The 20,130-nt window shown below is 67.9% G+C and carries 18 protein-coding genes; 13 read left to right on the forward strand and 5 right to left on the reverse strand.

Annotated elements, in window-relative coordinates; genetic code table 11:
- The first annotated feature begins 481 nt into the window (after nucleotides 1–481).
- The 9 genes from BUB20358_RS02795 (at nucleotide 482) to BUB20358_RS02835 (ending at nucleotide 11,054) form a co-directional block, all read left to right on the forward strand.
- Nucleotides 482–1,660: a toxin co-regulated pilus biosynthesis Q family protein gene (locus tag BUB20358_RS02795; protein ID WP_228416063.1), complete on the forward strand. Its 1,179-nt coding sequence runs from the start codon at nucleotides 482–484 to the stop codon at nucleotides 1,658–1,660.
- On the forward strand, nucleotides 1,660–3,393 hold the full coding sequence (pilN, locus tag BUB20358_RS02800; protein WP_035973750.1) for a PilN family type IVB pilus formation outer membrane protein: 1,734 nt from the start codon (nucleotides 1,660–1,662) through the stop codon (nucleotides 3,391–3,393). Before BUB20358_RS02795 ends, pilN begins: the two co-directional genes overlap by 1 nt.
- A gap of 25 nt (nucleotides 3,394–3,418) precedes the next feature.
- Nucleotides 3,419–4,735 (forward strand): type 4b pilus protein PilO2, encoded by a 1,317-nt coding sequence (pilO2, locus tag BUB20358_RS02805; protein WP_006765586.1) that lies wholly within the window; start codon nucleotides 3,419–3,421, stop codon nucleotides 4,733–4,735.
- Nucleotides 4,736–4,748: 13 nt separating this feature from the next.
- Entirely contained in the window at nucleotides 4,749–5,312 is a 564-nt protein-coding gene (gene pilP / locus BUB20358_RS02810; RefSeq protein WP_223296968.1) for a type IV pilus biogenesis protein PilP, read from the forward strand.
- A gap of 4 nt (nucleotides 5,313–5,316) precedes the next feature.
- Nucleotides 5,317–7,107 carry a GspE/PulE family protein gene (locus BUB20358_RS02815; protein WP_035973753.1) on the forward strand — a complete coding sequence of 597 codons (1,791 nt, stop codon included), beginning with the start codon at nucleotides 5,317–5,319 and terminating at the stop codon, nucleotides 7,105–7,107.
- Nucleotides 7,097–8,173 carry a type II secretion system F family protein gene (locus BUB20358_RS02820; RefSeq protein ID WP_035973755.1) on the forward strand — a complete coding sequence of 359 codons (1,077 nt, stop codon included), beginning with the start codon at nucleotides 7,097–7,099 and terminating at the stop codon, nucleotides 8,171–8,173. Before BUB20358_RS02815 ends, BUB20358_RS02820 begins: the two co-directional genes overlap by 11 nt.
- A 105-nt stretch (nucleotides 8,174–8,278) precedes the next feature.
- Nucleotides 8,279–8,833, forward strand: a complete 555-nt coding sequence (locus BUB20358_RS02825; RefSeq protein ID WP_006765590.1) for a type 4 pilus major pilin — start codon at nucleotides 8,279–8,281, stop codon at nucleotides 8,831–8,833.
- Nucleotides 8,834–8,884: 51 nt separating this feature from the next.
- Nucleotides 8,885–9,364, forward strand: coding sequence for a type IV pilus biogenesis protein PilM (pilM, locus tag BUB20358_RS02830; RefSeq protein WP_035973756.1), 480 nt, complete (start codon nucleotides 8,885–8,887; stop codon nucleotides 9,362–9,364).
- Complete coding sequence (locus BUB20358_RS02835; RefSeq protein WP_045552266.1) at nucleotides 9,357–11,054, forward strand: prepilin-type N-terminal cleavage/methylation domain-containing protein; 1,698 nt, start codon at nucleotides 9,357–9,359, stop codon at nucleotides 11,052–11,054. The genes pilM and BUB20358_RS02835 overlap by 8 nt, the downstream gene beginning before the upstream one ends.
- A gap of 106 nt (nucleotides 11,055–11,160) precedes the next feature.
- Here BUB20358_RS02835 and BUB20358_RS02840 read toward each other — a convergent pair whose 3' ends face one another.
- Nucleotides 11,161–12,267, reverse strand: a complete 1,107-nt coding sequence (locus tag BUB20358_RS02840) for a type IV pilus twitching motility protein PilT (protein WP_371128409.1) — start codon at nucleotides 12,265–12,267, stop codon at nucleotides 11,161–11,163.
- Between the two features lie 103 nt (nucleotides 12,268–12,370).
- Here BUB20358_RS02840 and sctC point away from each other — a divergent pair, with 103 nt between their 5' ends.
- The 4 genes from sctC (at nucleotide 12,371) to BUB20358_RS02860 (ending at nucleotide 17,654) form a co-directional block, all read left to right on the forward strand.
- Nucleotides 12,371–14,140 (forward strand): type III secretion system outer membrane ring subunit SctC, encoded by a 1,770-nt coding sequence (gene sctC, locus BUB20358_RS02845; RefSeq protein WP_035975141.1) that lies wholly within the window; start codon nucleotides 12,371–12,373, stop codon nucleotides 14,138–14,140.
- 40 nt (nucleotides 14,141–14,180) lie between these two features.
- Nucleotides 14,181–15,377 carry a sensor histidine kinase gene (locus tag BUB20358_RS02850; protein ID WP_006765594.1) on the forward strand — a complete coding sequence of 399 codons (1,197 nt, stop codon included), beginning with the start codon at nucleotides 14,181–14,183 and terminating at the stop codon, nucleotides 15,375–15,377.
- 88 nt (nucleotides 15,378–15,465) lie between these two features.
- Complete coding sequence (locus BUB20358_RS02855; RefSeq protein WP_035973762.1) at nucleotides 15,466–16,236, forward strand: response regulator transcription factor; 771 nt, start codon at nucleotides 15,466–15,468, stop codon at nucleotides 16,234–16,236.
- A gap of 83 nt (nucleotides 16,237–16,319) precedes the next feature.
- Nucleotides 16,320–17,654: a secretin N-terminal domain-containing protein gene (locus BUB20358_RS02860; RefSeq protein WP_223296969.1), complete on the forward strand. Its 1,335-nt coding sequence runs from the start codon at nucleotides 16,320–16,322 to the stop codon at nucleotides 17,652–17,654.
- A gap of 135 nt (nucleotides 17,655–17,789) precedes the next feature.
- Here the strand turns inward: BUB20358_RS02860 and BUB20358_RS02865 are convergent, their stop codons facing one another.
- The 4 genes from BUB20358_RS02865 to hrpD5 all read right to left on the reverse strand — a co-directional run bounded on the left by BUB20358_RS02865 (nucleotide 17,790) and on the right by hrpD5 (nucleotide 20,121).
- Nucleotides 17,790–18,245: a CesT family type III secretion system chaperone gene (locus tag BUB20358_RS02865; protein ID WP_006765596.1), complete on the reverse strand. Its 456-nt coding sequence runs from the start codon at nucleotides 18,243–18,245 to the stop codon at nucleotides 17,790–17,792.
- 123 nt (nucleotides 18,246–18,368) lie between these two features.
- Nucleotides 18,369–18,578, reverse strand: a complete 210-nt coding sequence (locus BUB20358_RS02870; protein WP_006765597.1) for a hypothetical protein — start codon at nucleotides 18,576–18,578, stop codon at nucleotides 18,369–18,371.
- Nucleotides 18,579–18,751: 173 nt separating this feature from the next.
- On the reverse strand, nucleotides 18,752–19,039 hold the full coding sequence (locus tag BUB20358_RS02875; RefSeq protein WP_223296970.1) for a type III secretion system protein: 288 nt from the start codon (nucleotides 19,037–19,039) through the stop codon (nucleotides 18,752–18,754).
- On the reverse strand, nucleotides 19,036–20,121 hold the full coding sequence (gene hrpD5 / locus BUB20358_RS02880; protein WP_006765599.1) for an HrpD5 family protein: 1,086 nt from the start codon (nucleotides 20,119–20,121) through the stop codon (nucleotides 19,036–19,038). The genes BUB20358_RS02875 and hrpD5 overlap by 4 nt, the downstream gene beginning before the upstream one ends.
- Nucleotides 20,122–20,130: the final 9 nt, after the last annotated feature.

Below are 20,130 nucleotides of genomic sequence, written 5' to 3' on the forward strand. Positions count from 1 at the left end.
ACCCGATTGCTCACCGCGAGCGGCGCCATAGCACATTTTTGTATCTGGCATATTTCTGCGGGCCGCCATTCCGCAATTGGCGCCGAAACGTCAAAAAAAACGGGGCGGCTGCCACGGCGCCATGCTGGGCGGGGCTTTTGCCGCGAGGACGACGTTCTCGCGCCAATGCCTGTATCATCCATGCCGGCTGAGAAAGGACGATTTTCAAGGGGTATTTTTTACTTAAAGGTGCGGTGTACTTTGCCGTAAACATCCATTGAGCTGTAGTGCTGTCCTTACGCGTCTTTACTGTTTTCTTACATACATGCTTTCGAATTCATGACGCCTTTCGATACTGCTTTTAGCAGCTATTGGCGTGTCCGGAGCAAAGCGAGGGGTCGGCTTGCCGTTGCTCGGTTTGTTCCGGCAGGTGTAATGGTTCGAGCAGAGTGAAAAGAACGTGGCAACAAAAGAAATAGGGCTTCCGGCGCATCCGAGGTGCGTGAGCGACAAGAGGCGGAGCCGGGCGAGGGCGAATGTCTGGATAGCGGCGATGCCGCCGGCAATTCGGGTGCTGCTGTGCGGCGTCTGGTTTGCCTGCGCGGTCGCACACGCTTCCGATCAGCAAGTCGTCGTCGACGGCGGGCAGCGCCTGGGCGGCGTCGTGCGCGCGGGCGGTCACGACGTTCCGCTGCTGCGCGCGCTCGAGCAGATCATGCCGACGAGTTACAGCATCAATGTGCCGAACGCGGGCGCATGGGCCGACGCGCCCGTGAGCTGGCGCGCCGGCTCGTCGGTCGTGCACGCGCTCGGCGAGGTGCTGTCGGTCGATCCTGCGCTGCAGGCGCGCATCGATACGGACATGCGCTTGCTCACGGTGACCGCGCATGCGCGGCGCGCAAACGTTGACACGCCGCAGCCTTCGTCGCCGGCGGCCGGCGCGGCGTCGCGCGTGAGCAGTGCCGCCGCGAATGCGTCTTCCACGTTGCCCGCGGGCGCGGCGGCGATGGCTCCCGCGACGGGACCCGCCGTCGCACAGGCGCAGACCCTGGCGCAGGCGCGCGTGTCGACGTCGATGCCCGCGACACCGGCATCGGCGCGCACACCGGCGGCAGCACTGGCGGTCCCGCCCGTGCCGGCACCGGCTCTCGCTCCTGCTTCTGCTCCGGCACCCGCACCCGCTCTGGCGATGTCGCCCGCGCCGGCAGCCGGGCCGGCCATGCCGGCATCGGTCCCGGCACCTGTTTCAGCACCGCCGCGAGCGCAGGCATCTGCGCCCGCCAAGCGACCCGCGCCCGCAAAGCGTGACGCCATGGAGCCCCCGCCGCACGCCGCCACGCAACTGGTGTCCGGCGCGGACTCGCCGGCGCCGTCGTCGACGCCCGCCGCGACGCCGGCGTTCGTACCCGCGGCGGCGCCCGAGCGCACGGAGTGGCAGATGCGCCTGTCGGACGGCTCCGTGCGCAATGCGCTCGCGCGCTGGGCGAGCGAAGCCGGCTGGCAATTCATTTGGGACGTGCCGACCGATTTTCAGGTCGACGCGACGGCCACGATACACGGCACGCTCGCCGAAGCGCTGCGTCAGGTGACCAATGCGCTCGCCGGCTCGCAGGTGCCGATCCAGGTGGTCTTGTACCAGCGCAACCGCGTCATGCGCGTCGTGCCCAAAGGAGCAAGTTGATGAGCGTTCTCCGTCGTCCTTTCGTGATCCTGGCCGCATGCCTGTCGCTGCTCGCGGGGTGCACCGGTCTGCTGGACAAGATCGAGCGCAGCTCGCAGGCCGATACCGCGCGTGCGGGGCAATTGCTCGGCAAGCTGTCGAACGGCGACAACCGCGCGGTGCCGGGCAGTGACGACGTGATCGTCAAAGACGAACTCTGGCTGTCGGGCAAGACGATCAAGATCGCGACGAAATCGACGCTGCCGAAGCTCTTCGACGAGCCGGCGAGCTTCGACGGCACGGTCGATTCGCTGCGCATGTTCGCCGATCGCATCTCGCGCCTCGCGCACGTGCCGGCCAAGGTTGCGCCGGGCACGAGCGAAGCGGCCGCGCGCGCGACGCAGGCCGCAGTCGATACGGCGGGCGCCGGAGCCTATCCCGGCGTGCCGCCGCTGCCCGCCGGCCTGCTGCAGGGGCCCGCGCCGAGCACGAGCGCCGCGACGGTGGCGGCGCGCGTGCCGAGCGTATCGTCGCCGGTGCGCATCGCGTATTCGGGCGGCACGCTGCGCGGGCTGCTCGACACGGCGTCGGCTCGCTTCGGCGTCTACTGGAAGTACGAGGACGGCGCGATCGTCTTCTTCTACACGGCCACGCGCGTCTATCAGGTCGTCGCCATTCCGGGCGATTCGAAGGTGGATACGAACGTCGTGAGCGGCGCGAGCAACAGCGGCGGCGCCTCGAGCAACAGCGCGGGCGCCGCGGGCGGATCGGGCGCCGGCGGCGCGGGCATCGGCGGCGGAGGCGGCGGGACGTCCGGTTCGCCGTCCGTGTCGTCGGACAACACCGCCAATATCACGATGAACGCGCAGCTCTCGGTGTACAACGGCTTGCAGACGGCGATCAAGGCGATGCTCTCGCCGGTCGGTTCGGTCGTCACCTCGCCGGCCACGGGCTCGATCTCGGTCACCGATACGCCCGACGTGCTCGAGCGCGTGGGCGAGTTCATGGAGCAGCAGAACCGCGTGCTCGCGCGGCAGGTGCTCATCAACGTGACGGTGCTCTCGGTCACGCTTTCCGCGCAGGACAGCTACGGCATCAACTGGCACGCGGTCTATCAGGCGCTCGGCACGCAGTTCGGCATCACCACCGCGTTCACGAGCATGATCCAAAACCCGAGCGAGCTCTCGGCCACGGTGATCACGCCGTCGAGCCGCGCGTCGAGCACGACGGCCATCATCGATGCGCTTTCGACGCAGGGCACGGTGCACCGCAAGACGTCGGCCTCGATCACGACGCTCAACGATCAGCCCGTTCCCGTTCAGGTGGCCGAGCAGCAGGGCTATCTCGCGCAGATCTCGACGACCAATACCGTCAACATCGGCAGCCAGACGTCGCTCACGCCGGGCACGATCACGACCGGCTTCAACCTCACGGTGCTGCCGCACATCCTCGACGACGGCACGATCATGATGCAGTTCTACAGCAACATTTCGTCGCTCGTGAACCTTGTGCCGTTCGGCCCGGCGAACCAGCAGATCCAGCTGCCGACCGTCGATACGCGCAACTTCCTGCAGCGCATCGCCGTGAAGTCGGGGCAGACGCTCGTCATCAGCGGCTACGAGGGCATCACCGATCTGGATAACCGGCAAGGCGTCGGCCATCCGTCGAATTACGCGATGGGCGGGTTCAACGCGTCCGGCACGCGCGAGGTGATCGTCATCCTGCTGTCGCCGATCGCGATCAACGGCGCTTGACGCGCGCTCGGGCACGGGATCCGTCATGGCGACGCAAGTCATCCAGATCGGCCGTCAGCGTTTCATATGCGGCCTTTTCTGGCAATCGCTGTCGCGCCGGCACGCGCTGCGCGCGGAGGCCGTGGAGCTCGCCGCGCGCCTGAATTTCGACGCGATGGTGCTGCGTATCGACCGCACCTTCGCGGGCGCGGGTTTCGCGAGCACGCGCGAGGGCGCGCAACTGGGCTTGCCGTCGCTCGGCGCGCTCGTGTCGAAGACGATCGCGGCCGAAGGCGCGTTCTACGACGGACGCCAGCAGCCGGCGCCCAACTGGCTCGGTGCGTTCCATCTGCCCGACGGGCGCTGGGCCTACTTCGCCGTGCGCGACGGCGCATTCCTGCCGAACGGCGACTGGATCGGTTCCAGCGAAGAAGTGTTCGAGCGGCTGCACAGCGATTACAGCCTCGGCGGGTGGAACGTCGTCATCGGCGATCCGCAGCTGGAAGTGCAGGGGTTCCACAACTTCTACGCGCGGCGCATCGACGACATGATCCCGCGCCGCGGCGGCAAGCCGCATTTGCCGCGCTGGCTCAATCTGTCGCGTGTGTCGCGGCGCGCACCGCGGCGCGAGGTGCTGCTGGTCGCCGCTGCGATCGTGGTGGCGGCCGCGGTTGCGGCCGGCATCGTCGCGTACCGGCGCCACCGTATGGAAGTCGAGCGGCAGCAGGCGTTCGAGCGGATGCGCGCGGAGCTCGCGCTGCACCCGCCCAAGCCCGCGGCGCCGCCCGAAGCCGCGCACCCGTGGGCGAGCGAGCCGCGACCCGATGCGTTCGTTCGCGCGTGCGTCGATCACTTCACGCACATCGCGCCGGGCGGCTGGGAACTCGACGACTACGTTTGCCGCGCGTCGAACGTCAGCTACAGCTGGTCGCGGGGCGGATCGAACGTCGCGATGCTGATGGCGGCGGAGCCGCGCGCGACGATCGACGGCAACGGCGAGCATGCGAGCTACGTGGAGCCGCTGGCATTGCCCGCGGGGGGCGACGAAGTGCTCGATGGCGTGCACGGCGTGCGCTTGCGCATGCTTTCCGCCTTCCAGTTGCTGGGCATCGGCCTGACGTTCACGCTGCAGCCGGCAAGCGCGCCGCAGCGCAGCCTCGCTTCGCAAACGCTGGACCGGCTGCATCCGGGCGGCGGCGCGCCGCCGGCACCGAGCTGGCAGACCTGGCGCATGTCGGCGCAACTGGGCGACGTGCGGCCCGACAGCCTGATCCGATACCTCGACCAGCCGGGCGTGCGCGTCGAGACGCTTTCATACAAATCCGGGCAGTGGACGCTCGACGGAGTGCTCTATGAGAAATGACGATGCATTGACTGTGCTGGTGCTCGCCTGCTGCTGCGCGTGGCCGTTGGCCGCGTTCGGCGAGGCGGGCGCCGCGGCTGCCACGGCCGCCGCGCCCGCTGAAGCGGCGCCGCGGATGAACGTCGTTCCGACACCGGCCGCCGTGCAGGCAGCCAACGAACTGATGCGGCTACAGGAGGAAACGATGATCCTCAAGGCACAGCTGAAAAAGCTCGATGCGCAGGCGCAGGTGGCGGAGCGGCAAGAAGCGCTGCACCGGATGGGCAGTACCGTGTCCTCGTATTCGGACGTGTCGCTCGTGGCGACACAGGGGCTCGGCAAGAAGCTCGGCGCAACGGTCGCGACGAGCGACGGCGCGGAGTTCGACGTCGGGCCCGGCGATACGCTGCCCAACGGCATGCGCGTGGCGGCCATTCGCCCGGGGGCGATCGTCCTCGCATCGCGGGACGGACGGCGCACGACGCTGACCGTGTCCGCGAGCGCGCGGCAGCAGCCCGTGCGCAACGTGGCGTCGACAGGCTCGCCCGGCGTGCCGCCGGTGCCGACGCTGCCTGCTTTGCCGATGCCTGCGAGGTGATGCCATGAGTTCGTCTCCGACCTCTCCGGGCACGACGCCCAAAAGCGTGACGCCGCTGATTCTCTCGCGCGCCGTGAAGCCGGTCGAAACCGATCCGTCTGTTACGCAGGTTCAGCCGGCGGCCCCGGCCGCGCCGGCTCTCGCGCCCGTTGCGCGGCCACGCGAGCCGGTGCTGAGCGCCGTGGCCGCTGCGGCCGCCGCTTCGGTGCAGCCGCAGCCCGCGCAAACAGCGTCGCAAAGCCAGCCGCCGGGGCACGCGCTGCCGCTCGCCGCCGTGGCGCGCCCGCTTTCCGACAGCGGCGAGTTCGCCGCGAGCGACGAGGAGCGCAAGTTTCTCTGTCTGCTCGACGACGGCACGCTGCTCGTTGCCGAAGGGCACGAAATGAATCCGTTCGTGCTGTCGTACTGCGCGAGGCTCGAACGGCTCAATTGCCGCTATACGACGCGGCTCGTGACGCTCGATGCGATCAGGCGCAGCTATCAGGGCCCGCGCCGCGACGGCAGCGCCGAGCGCATCGATCACACGCAGATGCAGGTCGTCGCGAAGAACCTGATCGCGCGCGCATGCGACGAGCGTGCGTCGGATATCCATATCCGTGTGAACCGCTTCAGCACGGAGATTCTTTTTCGCATCCACAACGAACTCGTGCGCATTTCGGAGCAGACGCGCGAGTACGGCGAGCGGCTGCTCGCCACGCTTTACGCGGCGATGTCGAGCGTATCGGACAACACCTACAAGCCGAACGAACGCCAGGACGCGGCCATTGGCGATCGCGACAAGCTGCCGGACCGGCTTTTCGGCGTGCGGATCGCGACGGCGCCCACGAGCGTCGGCAGCGTCATGGTGCTGCGGCTGCTCTACAACGATGCGGGCGAGGCGACGGCCCTGACCGAGCTCGGCTTCACGGTCGCGCAGGCGAACGCGTTCGAGCTGCTCGCGCAGCAGCCGCACGGCATGAACATCATCAGCGGCCCGACCGGCTCGGGCAAATCCACGACGCTGCAGCGCGTGCTGACGAAGCAACTGCGCGAGATGGCCGGCTCGATCCACGTCATCACCGTGGAAGACCCGGTGGAGTACCCGATCGAGGGCGCCGTGCAGACGCCCGTCGTCAACGCGCCGACGGAAGAAGCGCGCTCGCTCGCGTTCGCCGCCGCGATCGCGAATGCGATGCGGCTCGATCCCGATACGATCATGATCGGCGAGGTGCGCGACCGCGCATCGGCGCAAAGCGCGTTGCGCGCCGCGATGACGGGCCATCAGGTCTGGACGACGGTGCACGCGAACGGCGCGCTCGCGATCGTGGACCGTCTCGTCGATCTCGGCTTGCCGATCGCGATGGTGACGGACGAATCGCTCGTCACGGGCCTCATCAGCCAGCGGCTCGTCAAGCTGCTGTGTCCGCACTGCTCGCGCCCGCTGGCCGACGCGATGGCGCAGCTCGACATGGGGCTCGTCGCGCGCGTGAAGCGGGCCGTCGGCGCGCGGTTCGACGCGGTGCGCGTGGCCGGGCCCGGTTGCCCGCATTGCAAGAACGGCACGGTCGGCCGGACCGTCGTGGCCGAGGTCGTGCGCACCGACGCGACGTTTTGCGAATTGCTGCGCGCCGGGCGCAAGCCCGATGCGCACGCGTACTGGCTCAGCGAGCTCGCCGGGCAGACGGTCGCGCAGCACGCGCTCGAAAAAGTGGCGGCGGGCCTCGTCGATCCGCGCATGGCGGAGCGCGTGGTCGGCCCGTTCATGCCGGGCAGCGGGGGGCGGCCGCAGCCGCTCGGAAGCGGCTATGGCACTTGAGCTCAACCGGCGCTGGGCGCGCCTGCAGTTGACGACGCAGGCGCGTCTGCGGCTCTATCGGAAGATCGCGAAAATGCTCGCGAACGGTTTGCCGTTGCTCAAGATTCTCGAGGAGCTCGAGTTGCGTGCGTCGCACGAGGGCCGCAAGCCGAACGAGCCGCTGGCATTGACGCTCGCGGACTGGCGCAGCGTCGTGCAAAACGGCGGGATGCTGGCCGAGGCGATGACGTGGTGGGTCCCGCATACCGAGCAGATGATCGTCATGGCCGGCGAGCAGTCGGGGCGCCTCGAGGCCGCGCTGCTGAACGTGTGCACCGTCGTGCAGTACAGCCGCCGGATCCGCACGGCCATCGTCGGCGGGTTGACCTACCCGTGCGTGATCGTCGCGATGACGATCGGGTACGTGTACCTGTTCGGCAAGCTCGTGATTCCGCGCTTCGCGTCGATCGTGAGCCCGGAGCGCTGGCACGGCGTGGCGAGGTCGCTCTACGAGCTGTCGCGGTTCGTGCAGGGCGGCATGATCTACTGCCTCGTGGTGCTCGCGATCCTCGTCGCGGTGCTGTTCTACTCGATGCCGCGCTGGTCCGGCAACGTGCGGGTCTGGCTCGACCGCTACCCGCCTTACTCGATCTATCGGCTCATTACGGGCTGCGGTTTTCTCGTCGCGTTCTCGTCGCTGCAGGCGGCGGGCTTCACGGTCGAACGCTCGCTCGCGCGGCTCGCCACCGATGCGAAGCCGTGGCTCAGGCAGCGAATCGACGACATGCTGTTCGGCGTGAAGTCGGGGCTCAACGTCGGCGAGGCGATGAAGAACGCCGGCTACCGGTTTCCTTCGGAGGAGATCGTCGACGATCTGTGCGTGTATGCCGAATACAAGGGCTTCGCCGAGGCGCTGCACGCGATCGCCAACGAATGGATGACCGACGGCGTGGAGACGATCGAGGCGCAGATGCGCGTGGTCAACGGCGCGGCGATCGTCGTGCTCGCGCTCGTGCTGTCGTGGCTCATCAGCGGCTTCTTCGGAATTCAGCAGGAAATTGCGGCTTTGGCTCGGAGTCTGCATTGAGCCCGCCGTGTAATGACGTGTAAGCGCAGTGCAAACGAACAGGTGTTGAAAGCAGATGGCACGTCTTTCTTCAGTGCCGATTGAGGAAACCAAGGAGAGAGCAACATGAATGTCAAGACCGTCGCATCGATTCGCGCCAGGGTAGGCAGCCGTGGGTCGCGGCGCACGCAGCGTGGCGCCACCCTGCTCGAAGCGATCGCCTATCTCGGGATCGCCGCAATCGTCGTCATCGGTGCCATTGCGCTGCTGCGCGGCGCATTCGGCAGTGCTTCGTCGAATCAGACGGCCGAGCAGGTGACGGCCATCCAGACCGGCGTCAAGAAGCTGTATATGGGGCAGACCAACGGCTACAACGGACTGACGACGGCCGTCGCCATCGCCGCCGGCATCATCCCGACGACGCTCGTCATTGACACCGCGGCAAATACCGTCACCAATTCATGGGGTGGCGCAGTAACGGTTACGGCCGCTACTACCGGTACATTCACGATCGAATTCGATTCCGTGCCGACGGACGTATGCATCAACGCGGCATCTGCCGGCGGAACCTGGACGGCCGTCTCCATCGGCGGTACGGCGCAAACGGTGCCGGTAACGCCGGCCGCCGCTCAGGCGGCTTGTGCCGGTGGCGCGAAGAACATCATCTGGACTTCCGCCTGATCGGCGCCGAGTATCGGCCTTCGCTCCGATTGACGCCACGAGCCGCCCGCCATGTTCCTGATCTGGATCGTCGCCGCGTTCGCGATGCTGACCGGTGCCTACGCGCTGCTCGGCGCCGAGGCGGCGCCGGCGCCGCTCGCGCCGTCGGCGATGGCGCTCGCGGCGAACATGAGCGCCTATCGGCAGGCCGTGGTGGCTTTCGCGCGCGCCAACCCGTCGTTCGCCGGCAGCGTGCCGGCGGCGAGCCTCGAGCCGTACCTCGGCGCGACCGTTGCCAATCCGATGTGGCGCAACTACGTCCAGCCCAATACCGGCTATGCGGGCAGCCTGGTCGTGGTCTATGCGGCGTCGGCGGCGGCCGCGGCCGCGGTCGACGGCATCGAGCGGATCGCGCAGGGCTCGGCGCTGGCCGGCGTGGCGCTCGGCGCGAACCTCGTGTCGCCCGGCAACCCGGCCGTGCCGCTGCCGGCCGCACTGGCGAACGCGATTCCGAACGGCATGCCGGTATGGATGGCGCAAGCGTATGACTGAGCGTACCCGTACCGTTGCCCGCACCGGCGTGCGGCGAGCCGGCCCGCGCGCGCGGCCGGCTCGCCGCATGTCCGGCTTCACGCTGGTGGAGATGCTGGCCGTGCTTGCGCTCGCCGCGTTGATGATGGCGGGCCTCGTGACGCTCACGAACTCGTCGCTCGACGACACGCGCGCGCAGCAGGCCGCGCTTTATCAGTCGCAGCTGACGGCGGCTGCCACGCGGCTCATTCAGCAAAACTACACGGCGCTCGCGACCCAGGTCACGACCACCTCGCCGGTGATCGCGAAAATGACCGGCTCGACGTATCAGCTGTCGACCTACCTTCCGAATGCGTTGAGCGGCACGAACCCCTACGGTCAGGCGCCGTGCCTGCTCGTCTACGCGGCGCCGGGCGGCGCCAGCCCGGTGGCGTTGCAGGCGCTGCTCGTCACGGAGGGCGGTCGGACCATTCCCGATTCCGAACTCGGCTACATCGCGGCGAACGCCGGCCCGGGCGGCGGGTCGATCCAGGCGACGAACAATGCGATCGGCGCGGCCATCGGCGCCTTCGGCACCTGGAAGATCGATACGCCCAACCCCGCGAATACGTCGTGCACAGGCACGAAAACGGGCACCGGACATCTGGCGAGCCTGATTTTCTACGACGGCACGCAGGCGCAGAACGTCGACTATCTGTACCGCGTGGCCGTGCCGGGCAATCCGCAGGCGAACACGATGCAAGTGCCGATTGTGCTCGCGCGGCAGATCGACTATGCGGCGTGCACGCAGCCGGGCGCCATCGCGGCCGACGCTTTGGGCAACGTCCTGAATTGCGATGGAACGCAGAACCTCTGGGTGCCGCAGGCGGCGTATCACTGGCGCGAACCGGTGGCCGACGAAGCGGCGCTCGCAGGCGTTGCCGCGCATCAGGGCGACGTGCGGCTCACCGTCGCGACGAATCGGGCGTATGCGTACAACGGCGCCACGTGGCAGGCGCTGGCGGTGGACGAAGCGGGCAATCTCGCGCTCGGCAACGCGCACAACGTCGGCGACCCATGCCCGCCTGCGCCGCAGAATTCGGCGATCGCCCCCGCGTCGGCGAGCACGACGCTCGTCTCGGCCGATGCGAACGGGCGCGTGCTGTCGTGCCGCGGCGGCAGGTGGCAGACGCAAAGCGAAATCGAGCCGGCGTCATCGCTCACGGGCTGTCAGATCGTGATGGCCAACCCGAACGGCGCCGGCGATTACTCGGCCTGCACGGGCCAGCCGGCGACGAACTTCCAGTCGGGCGACTATTCGTACAACGGCAGCAACGGTACGTACTCGTATACGTTCAGGACGACCGTCAACCTCACCAAGCCGGGGATCATCGTCGCGTCCACGTGGGCGCACCTGAACGACGGCATGTGCAACGGCCCGTACGGCAACCGCGGGCAGCTCTCGCAGAGCATCGACATCACCGACAGCGGCAACCACAACCTCGGGCATACCGAGAGCCAGACGCCGACGCTTCAGGACGATTCGGGCGGGATCAACAACGCGCTGGCCCAGGCGGGCACGCCCGGCACCTACACGATCATCGTGACGACGAACTGGGCGACGTACGCCGGCATCACGACGCCGTGGGTCAGCAGCTTTTGCGGGCAGTCCGGCCAGACGATCTGGAACACGCCCGTCGCGGCGGGCTGGACGATCAACTCCTACTACTGAGCGCCCAACCGTGAACCCATCGACACCGCATACCTTCGCAGCACCGCCGCGCACGGCGCGACCGGTGAAAGCGGCGCCATTGCGCCGCCAACGCGTTCGCGCGGGCTCAGTGCGGCGCGAGCGTCTGCAGCATCTCGTGCAGCTCGAGCCGGTTGTAGGTCGCGCGCAGCACGTCGCGCGGCAGGCATTGCCGCTTCGATACGAGGCTGAACAGGTGATCGTTGAGCATGCGCGACATGTTGTCTTCCTTGCGCTTCATGAACTCGGCCAGGTACGGCAGCTTGCCCGGATCGGTCAGCAGGCCGCTGATCTGCTGATTGTTGTTGAAGAGCAGTTCGCTCGCGAGCACGAAGTTCTCGCCGTCCTCCGTCGGCACCAGGCATTGGCAGATCACGCCGATCAGGCAGTTCGCGAGCGCGGCCGCATAGCGCTCGCGCTGCTCGGCCGGAAAAAACGACAGCAGCCGCGTGAGCGTGCCGATCGCGCTGCCCGTGTGCATCGTCGCGAGCACGAGGTGGCCCGATTCGCCGGCCTGCAGTGCCGTCTCCGCCGTCTCGGGGTCGCGCACCTCGCCGACCATGATGACGTCGGGTTTTTGCCGCAGCGCCTCGCGCAGGCCGGCCGAGAAGCTCGGCGTGTCGGTGGGCACTTGCCGCTGCGACACGATCGACGTGCGGCCCTCGAGTTCGTATTCGATCGGCTCTTCGATCGTGACGATGTGGCTGTTGCGCGTGCGGTTGATGTGGTCGAGCAGCGACGCGATCGTCGTCGTCTTTCCCGAGCCGGTCGGGCCCGTCACGAGGATCAGCCCCTTCGCGCTGTCGATCATCGAGCGCACGTAGGCGGGCAGGCCGAGCTTGTCGAGTGCGAGCGGCTGCAGCGGCAGGCGCCGGATCGAGATGACGAGCTTGCGGCCGCCATTCGTGCGGTAGATGTTGCAGCGAAGGCGGCAGCGCGTGAGCACGAACGGACGATCGATCGCGCCGTGCTGAAGCAGCGCCTCCCAGTCCGGTTCGATCGAGGCCAGCGTGGGCAGCATTTCGTCGTGGAGCACGGGCTCCTCGCCGACGGCGAGCCAGCCGCGCGGCGCCTTGATCATGATCGGCCGGTCCTGCTCGATATGGATGTCGGTGAAAGTCTGCCGCAGGTCGATCAATTCGAGAATCTCGCGCGTCAGGTCGCGACGTTCGTGACTCGGAGCGTTCATCGTCAATGCCCTTCCTATGAAAGATAGTCGGAACTTACATGAAAACTTTGTCGATGTGTCGGACAAGCACCGGGCGTCGCTGCGTACGCTTCATCGCGGGCGGCGCGTCATGAACTGGGCTCGCCGACTGGGCACCGTGGCCCTCGCCGCCGCGCTCGCATTCGGGGCGACGGCCCCCGCTGCCGAGGCGGCGGCCGTGCGCTGGAAGTCGTCGATCGTCGATTACGAAGCGCAGGGCAAGGACATCAAGGACGTGCTGCGCGACTTCGGCGCGAGCCAGGGCATTCCCACGCGCATCGCCGCCGACGTGAGCGGCACCGTGAGCGGCAAGTTCCATCTGCCGCCGCGGCGCTTTCTCGATACGCTCGCGTCGTCGTTCGGCTTCGTGTGGTACTACGACGGCGAAGTGCTCGACATCACGACGGCCGCCGAGCTGCAGAGCACGCTCGTGAAGCTCGATTCGGCCGATACGGGCGCGCTGCGCGATGCGCTCATTCGCCTGCGCATCGCCGACGACCGCTTTCCGATCGTCTACGACAGCGCGCAGGGCACGGCGCTCGTGAGCGGGCCGCCTCGCTACGTGCAGATGGTGACGAACGTGGCCTCGCGGCTCGACAACAACGCGGCGCATCGAAGCGGCACGCAGGTACGGGTCTTTCCGCTCTATCACGCGTGGGCGCACGACCGCACGGTGCCCGTCGACGGCCAGCAGGTCACGCTGCAGGGCGTGGTGACCGTGCTCAACGGCATCTACCACCCGCGCACGGCCAACGCCGCCGACAAGCGCGGCGACGGCGCGGGCGGCCGCGCGGCGAGCGGCGTGAAGCGCAACACGCCGATCAACGACGTGAACGGCAATGCCTACAACGGCCCGTACATTCCGCCGCCGGTGCCGTCCGGCGCGGCCGGCAAGGGGATGTTCGCCGGGCTCACCGGCCAGCCTTCGCCGGCCGTGGCGGCGGCGGTGGGCGAGCCGCCGCCGCCGCAGAGTACGAGCACCGCGCCGGCGAGCGACGATCAACTGCCCGTCATCGTCGCGGACCAGCGCACGAACTCCGTCGTGATTCGCGATACGGCCGACCGGATGGATCAGTACGGCAAACTGATCGAGCGCCTCGACGTCAAACCGCAACTGATCGAGATCGAGGCGCACATCATCGAGATCGACGACGACGCGCTGCATCAGCTCGGCGTCGACTGGACCGCGCACAACAGCCACATCGACGTGCAGACCGGTACCGGCACGCTCGCGCAGAGCACCTACAACGGCACGCTGTCGCAGAACTTCGGCCAGACGGCGCTGCCGGGCAACGTGCTCGCGGCCGCAACGCCGGTGGGCGCATCGGTGGCCGCCGTGCTCGGCGACGCCGGCCGCTATCTGATGGCACGCATCTCGGCGCTGCAGCAGACGAAGGCCGCCAAGATCGACGCGAGCCCGAAGGTCGTCACGCTCAACAACATCGAGGCCGTGATGGACAACCAGACGCAGTTTTTCGTGCCGGTGTCGGGATACACGTCGGGCGATCTGTACAGCGTGTCGACGGGCATCTCGCTGCGTGTGCTGCCGATGGTCGTGGAGGAGGACGGGCGCACGCGCATCAAGCTCGACGTGGCGATTCAGGACGGCCAGCTCACCGATCAGACGGTCAGCAACCTGCCGGTGATCCAGAACAGCACGATCAATACGCAGGCGTTCATCGAGGAGGGGCAGGCGCTGCTCATCGCCGGCTATCGCGCGGACAGCGCGACGATGGGCGTGACCGGGGTGCCCGGCCTCTCGAAGATTCCGTTGATCGGCGCGCTGTTCAGGACCGACAACCGCCAGAAGAGCCACATGGAGCGGCTCTTCCTGCTGTCGCCGCGCGTCATCTCGCCGTGATTCAACGCAACCGCCCGCACCGGGGAATGCAGGAGGCCATGTGAACGAATCCGATACTCAGCCGCATGCGCTGCCCGGCGCGCAGCCCGGGACGCAGTCCGAGTCGCGGCCCGCTCAATCGGGCCTGCCCGTCGACGCATGCGGCGCGGGTGCCGCCGATCGCCGTCTGTCCGACGACGACGCGCGCCGCCTGCGCGGCACGCTGAGCGGGCTGCCGTGCGGGGTGATCGTGCTCGATCGCGCGGGCGCGGTCGTTCATGCGAACGCACGCGCGCTCGAGATGCTCGCGATGGCGCTGCCCGCGGGCGTCGATTTCAGCGTGGCGCTGAGCGAGCGCTTCGAGATGACGGACGTGCCGCGGCTGCGCGATCTCGAAGCGGGCCGCGAGGTACGCGTGGACGATTCGACGTTCTGGATCCAGGCGGGTCCCGCCGGTGCGGGGGCGGGCGAATCCGTCATCGCCGTGACGGACGTGACGCCGTTCGCGCGCTCGCTCGACGAGCGGGCGATGTCGCTGCGCTTTTTGCTGCACGATCTGCGCTCGCCGCTGAATTCGATCAGCGCGCTCACGCAGCTCGATGCGAGCGACCCCGACGCGTTCGAACGCTGCGGCGGCATGCAGCAGATCACGTCGCTCGCGCAGTACGTGCTGTCGCTCGGCGAGCAGTTCATCTTCTCGTCGGTGACCGAGCATTTGCAGGCGCGCGACTTCAAGCGGTTCGATCTGCGCGCGACGCTGCGCCAGATCATCTCGCAGCTGGAGGTCACCGCCGTCTATTGCGGCGTCGCGCTACACTTGTGGCTGCCCGACAGCGCGCCGCTCTGGGTGAGCGGCATGCGCAACTTCGTGGCGCGCGCGGTCCAGAACGTGATCGACAATGCCGTTCGCGCGTCGCCGCGCGGCGAGGCGGTGACGGTGTCGATCCGGCAGGCCGACGGTTTCGCCGAGGTGGTCGTCGACGATCGCGCGGGCGGGCTGCCGGGTCTCGTCGAGGGCGAGCGGCTGACCGACTTCGAGAAGCTCGGCAAGCGAACGGCAACGGGCTTCGGTCTCGGGCTCAAGCTCGCCGTGCAGATCGTCGGCATGCACGGCGGCGCGCTTTACGCCGAGCTCAACGGACAAGGCGGTACCACGTTCGTGCTGCGTCTGCCGTGCCTCAATCCTGTCGCCGCGAAGCCGCATGCGACATCGCTCGTCGATGCCGACCGCGCGTTGCGCGCGGCGCGCCGCGAGTGAGGCGCCGGAGCGCGGCCCGTATTCGTTTGGCACGCGCTGCGCGGGCCGCTCGCCGGCTCCCGCGCGGCCGTCAGAACCAAAGGTTCACATGAAATCGCTTGCAGGCAAACCCGTACGCATTCTGTTCGTCGAGGACGACGTCGCGCACCACGCGCTCGTCCATTCCTGGCTCAAGAGCGAGGGCTACCACGTCGACGCTTTTCACAGCGGGCTCGACGCACAGCAGTTTCTGTCGGAGCAGTGGGCCGATCTCGCGATTCTCGACTGGGATCTGCCGGGCGTTTCCGGCGACAAGCTGCTGCAAAAGATCCGCAGCCGCTCGCAATCGATCATGCCCGTGATTTTTCAGACCGTGCACTCGGCGGAGTCCGACATCGTGCGCATACTCGATGCGGGCGCCGACGACTATCTCGTGAAGCCGTACGACAGGCAGGTGCTGCTCGCGCGCATGCGCGCGCTGCTGCGGCGCTTCGCGCCGATGAACGTGCAGGGCCGCAAGATGTTCGTCGACGGCGAGTGCGCGCTCGATCAACAGGCGCGCTCGCTCGTGGTGGCGGGCGTCGCGCACAAGCTCGGCACCAAGGAGTTCGACATTCTGTGGCATCTCGCTCGGCACATGGGCGCGGTCGTGCTGAGGCAGGATCTGATGAGCGTGGTCTGGGGCTGGGACGCGGCCGTGCAAAGCCGCTCCGTCGACATGTACGTGAGCCGCCTGCGTGCGAGCCTGAAGGCGGCCGGCGTCGGCTGGACCGTGCAATCGGTCTATGCGACGGGCTACCGCCTGATCCTCAAGCCGGATACGGATCAGTCGGGCGCCGGTGCGTCGGGCGCCGGTGCGTCGCCGGAAGGCGCCGCATGAGCGCGGCACGGATGCGAGCGCTCGCGCGCGGCGCCGTCGCTGCGTTCGCATGCGCGGCCGCCGTGCATGCGCACGCGGCGAGCATGGAATGGGCCGGCGGCCCCGGCACCCGCTTCGTGTACGTGACGAACGGCGCGGGCCTCTCGGAGGTCCTGAATGCCTTCGCAGCGGGGCAGCACGTTGCGCTGCGCATCGATGGTCAGGTGGACGGCGTCGTGAGCGGCCGTTTCGCGATGCCGCCGCAGCGCTTTCTCGATGTCATGAGCCGTTCGTACGGATTCGTCTGGTACTACGACGGTGCGGTGCTGCATGTGTCGCCCGCGAACGAGCAGGCGCATATCGCCATCCGGCCTCACTTCCTTTCCGCGAAAGCGCTGCGTGCGTCGCTCGAGCAGGCGGGTCTTGCCGATACGCACTTCCCGCTGGAGGTGGATGCTTCCGCGCAAACGGTGAACGTGCGCGGGCCGGCGACCTACGTCGAGCGTATTCGTGCCGCGGCCGAGCGCTTCGAGCGCGACGCGCGAAAGCGCGTGCGCTTGTCCGTGCGGGTGTTTCGCCTGAATGCCGCGAATGCCGCCGACGAAACGCGTGTGGTCGATGGCCGCACGCTCGTCGTGCCCGGTGTGGCCACGCTGTTGCGGCGCCGTTTCGAGCGCCCGGCCGTTGCGAGCCGCGCCGCCGTTTCCGATGCACCGCGGATCGTCGAGTTCGATGCGGCGTTGCCGGCGATCGAAGCGGATGCAACCACGAATTCCATCCTGATACGCGATCGGGCCGAGCGCATCGATGCCGACGGCGCGCTCGTCGCGAGCCTGGACGTGCGTGCGCAGCTCGTATCGGTCCAGACGTGGGTGGTGGATGTCGACGGCGACGCGCTCGACGCGTTGCGGCCCGCGCTGCCGCCGGCCATGGCCGACGGAGCAGGCACGGACCAGGCGGCGGACGCGCGCGGGCACCGCGATGCAGGTATCGCGCCCGACGGCGGCCGCGCGCTGCTCGCGCAGCTCAAGGCATTGGCCAGGAGCGGCCGCGCCGACATCCAGGTGTCGCAAACGGCGCTCACGCACGACCGCTCGCCGGCCGTCATCGACCGCCACGAGGCACGTCTCGCACGCCGCGACGAGGATGACCTGCCCGATGACGGCGCCGGCGATCTCTGGCTGTCGATTGCACCGACGGTCGAAGGCGCCGCGTCGATGCCGCGGATCGGCTTGCGCGTGGAACTGGGGCGCCGCGATGCGCGCCGCTATCGGGCCGTCGACGAAAGCCTCGAGCCGGGCGAGTGCCTCGTCATCGAGGGTCCGGCGCCGCACAAGGGCGATATCGCGCGTCGCGCGGACGAGACCGATTCCGGCAGGGCGGGAGAGGGGCGCATGCGCCGCCGCCTCGTCTTGCTGATACCGCGCGTGGCCGCATAGCGCCGATCGGGCGAGCGCCCGCGATGGCGCGAGTGTAAAGCTACGTGCGGTGTACGAACGGATGCGATGGCCGGTCACGCATCGACGCGCGCGCGGATGCGCCCGTTGCCCGGCGCGCGCGTGCGCCCGCCGGGCTTACGCCCGCAGCCACATGAAGTTGCCCGACGCGATGCCCTCGAACATTTCGTCGGGCGACTCGAGGATGTTGTTTTGCCAGTAGCGGCCGTGCTCGGCGTAGTGCGAGAAGAGATCGGCGAGATAATCGCCGGTGATCGTCGGGCCCATCGGCAGATGGACGAGCAGCACGACGTTGCCCGTATCGGACTCGAGGCACAGTTGCGCCTGGTCCTGCGCGTAGATGAGCAGGTTGGCCTCGAGCATGAGCCGGAAAATGACGAGCGACCGGCCGGGCGTGACGGCGCCGTAATGAAAGCTGACATAGACCGAATCGGGGTCGGTCTCGTGGTGGTCGAGATGGACGTCGAACCCTTCGATCTCGAGCGTTTGCGTGTCGACGACATACTCGGCGTCGGGCAGCCCGACCACCGCGCAGACCTCGTGAATCAACTCGACGAAACGTTCCCTGCTCATGGGCGGCAATCTCCGGCGAAAATATGGCGGCCCGGTTGCAAAAAAGCGGGGGCACGTAGCCGGAAAGCCGGGCTTTCCGCTTTCGTGCCCCTCGCTCGAACGGACCGCGGCAACGCGAGCGGCTTACTGGCCCTTCGCGGCGTCGGCGATGTTCTTCGCGCCGTTGTTGCCGACGGAAGCGAGCGCCGACGTTTCCTGCTGCTGCATGTTGATCTGCATGGCGGCCATCGTCATCGCGTTGTTCTGGTTGGCCATGGCCTGCATCTGGCCGACCATGTCGGCGTTTTGCGAACCGGCTTGCGAGACGCCCGAGCTTCCGATCGATGAAGACATGATGTATTCCCCTTATCAAGAAAGTGATGGAAAAAGCACTGCTGGTGGTTGACGCCTGATGCTTCGGTAAAAGACCGTTGGCCGTGGTGGCCGCCGGTCCGGACCGGCTGACGCGCAGCCGGGTGCTGCAACTGCAAACTGCTTGACCGTCTGCCGTATCGCCGCGGATGCCGTCAAAGCGCCGCGCCACGGGCGCTGTGGCGCTCCTGCAGCGTGAGCACGATGCGGCGCGCCGCGATCATCCCGCGATAGAGCTTTTGCAGATCGAGCCGCTCGCGCTCGTCGGCTGCGGACTGCGTGGCCGTACTGATCCGGCGCGCGGTTTCGTCGAAGGCCGCCGCGATGCGCGCGACCCGTTGCGCGCCGTCGGGCGCCGAGAGCGTGGCATCCAGCGCGTTCAGATCCTCCGCGATGGGAAACAATGCGTCGTACATGTCGGTTCCTTTGATGGTCGAGGTCAATTGTTTGCTTCGTCCTTGCTGCTCGCGAACAGATGCTTCGTGCCGTCGGGCGTCTCGATGTAACGCAGCCCGCCCGTGGCGATCACCGCCGTGTATTCGACATCGGGCGCGAGCGCCTGTGCTTCCTTGACATCGACGTCGACGCGCTTGACGTTGTCGCCGAGGTCGGCCCTGATCCCTGCTATCAGCGTGCGGAAGGTCGTCATCGACTGCACGCTGCCGCTCACACGGAAGACGCCGTGGCCCTGGTAACTCACTGCCGCGCCCGTGCCGGCGAGCGACTGCTGGATGTTGTCCACGTCCTGCTGCGCGACGTCGTATTCGCGCCGCACCTTGCCGCGCGCGAGGCTGTCCATGATTCGCTGCGCCTTCGCGCTTTCGTCGGTGCTCGTCACGATGCCGCGCACCGCCACACTGTCCTTGCGTGCGATGGCCTGCAGATCGCCGAGGCCTTCGCGGTGCAGGGCCTCCTGCAGCTGCCGTGCGAGCGCGTCGGCGTCGAACCTCACGCTCGCCGCTTCGCTCGACTGCGTGCCCGCGAACATCACGCCGGCCACCGCGATGCCGCCGATCGCGGCGGTGCAGGCGAGCGCCAGCACCGCCGTGCGCCAGCGCACCTTGGGCGAAGCGGCCGGCGCATGGCCGGCGCCGGCTTCGTCCGCGTGGGCCGAATCCCGATCCGGCGCGCCGCTATCCGCGTCGGCCTCCGCCGCGGTGCCGGCGGCAGGCGGCTCGGCCGTCTTCCAGAGGCCCGCCAGCAAATCGAGATCGCGAGGCCAGGCTTCGCCATCGGGGCCGACGCAAAACACGACGTCGCCGAACGGCACGGCAACGAAATCCGCCACGAGCACCTCGTCGCCGTTCGCCGAGCGGATCCGCGCCACGCCGTCGTCGCCCACGCAAAGCTCGATGTCCTCGACCGTCCAGTCGCTGATGCAGACATCCGCGTGCTCGGTGGCGCCGATCCGGTAGGTGCCGCTCGTGAGCCGGACCTGGGCTCCGGCGTGGGTGCCGGTCAGTACTCGAAGCGCTTTCATGATCGTGGTATCCGTGTATCCGACGTAGGTCGTGCCATGGGTCATGCGGTTGCT

Source organism: Burkholderia dolosa, assembly GCF_902499135.1.
Lineage (GTDB): Bacteria > Pseudomonadota > Gammaproteobacteria > Burkholderiales > Burkholderiaceae > Burkholderia > Burkholderia dolosa.

Excerpts from the sequence above, each read along its gene's own strand:
- pilN (WP_035973750.1), top strand. The coding sequence starts at position 1,660 with ATGAGCGTTCTCCGTCGTCCTTTCGTGATCCTGGCCGCATGCCTGTCG.
- pilO2 (WP_006765586.1), top strand. The coding sequence starts at position 3,419 with ATGGCGACGCAAGTCATCCAGATCGGCCGTCAGCGTTTCATATGCGGC.
- BUB20358_RS02815 (WP_035973753.1), top strand. The coding sequence starts at position 5,317 with ATGAGTTCGTCTCCGACCTCTCCGGGCACGACGCCCAAAAGCGTGACG.
- BUB20358_RS02820 (WP_035973755.1), top strand. The coding sequence starts at position 7,097 with ATGGCACTTGAGCTCAACCGGCGCTGGGCGCGCCTGCAGTTGACGACG.
- BUB20358_RS02825 (WP_006765590.1), top strand. The coding sequence starts at position 8,279 with ATGAATGTCAAGACCGTCGCATCGATTCGCGCCAGGGTAGGCAGCCGT.
- pilM (WP_035973756.1), top strand. The coding sequence starts at position 8,885 with ATGTTCCTGATCTGGATCGTCGCCGCGTTCGCGATGCTGACCGGTGCC.
- BUB20358_RS02835 (WP_045552266.1), top strand. The coding sequence starts at position 9,357 with ATGACTGAGCGTACCCGTACCGTTGCCCGCACCGGCGTGCGGCGAGCC.
- sctC (WP_035975141.1), top strand. The coding sequence starts at position 12,371 with ATGAACTGGGCTCGCCGACTGGGCACCGTGGCCCTCGCCGCCGCGCTC.
- BUB20358_RS02855 (WP_035973762.1), top strand. The coding sequence starts at position 15,466 with ATGAAATCGCTTGCAGGCAAACCCGTACGCATTCTGTTCGTCGAGGAC.
- BUB20358_RS02860 (WP_223296969.1), top strand. The coding sequence starts at position 16,320 with ATGGAATGGGCCGGCGGCCCCGGCACCCGCTTCGTGTACGTGACGAAC.
- BUB20358_RS02865 (WP_006765596.1), bottom strand. The coding sequence starts at position 18,245 with ATGAGCAGGGAACGTTTCGTCGAGTTGATTCACGAGGTCTGCGCGGTG.
- BUB20358_RS02870 (WP_006765597.1), bottom strand. The coding sequence starts at position 18,578 with ATGTCTTCATCGATCGGAAGCTCGGGCGTCTCGCAAGCCGGTTCGCAA.
- hrpD5 (WP_006765599.1), bottom strand. The coding sequence starts at position 20,121 with ATGACCCATGGCACGACCTACGTCGGATACACGGATACCACGATCATG.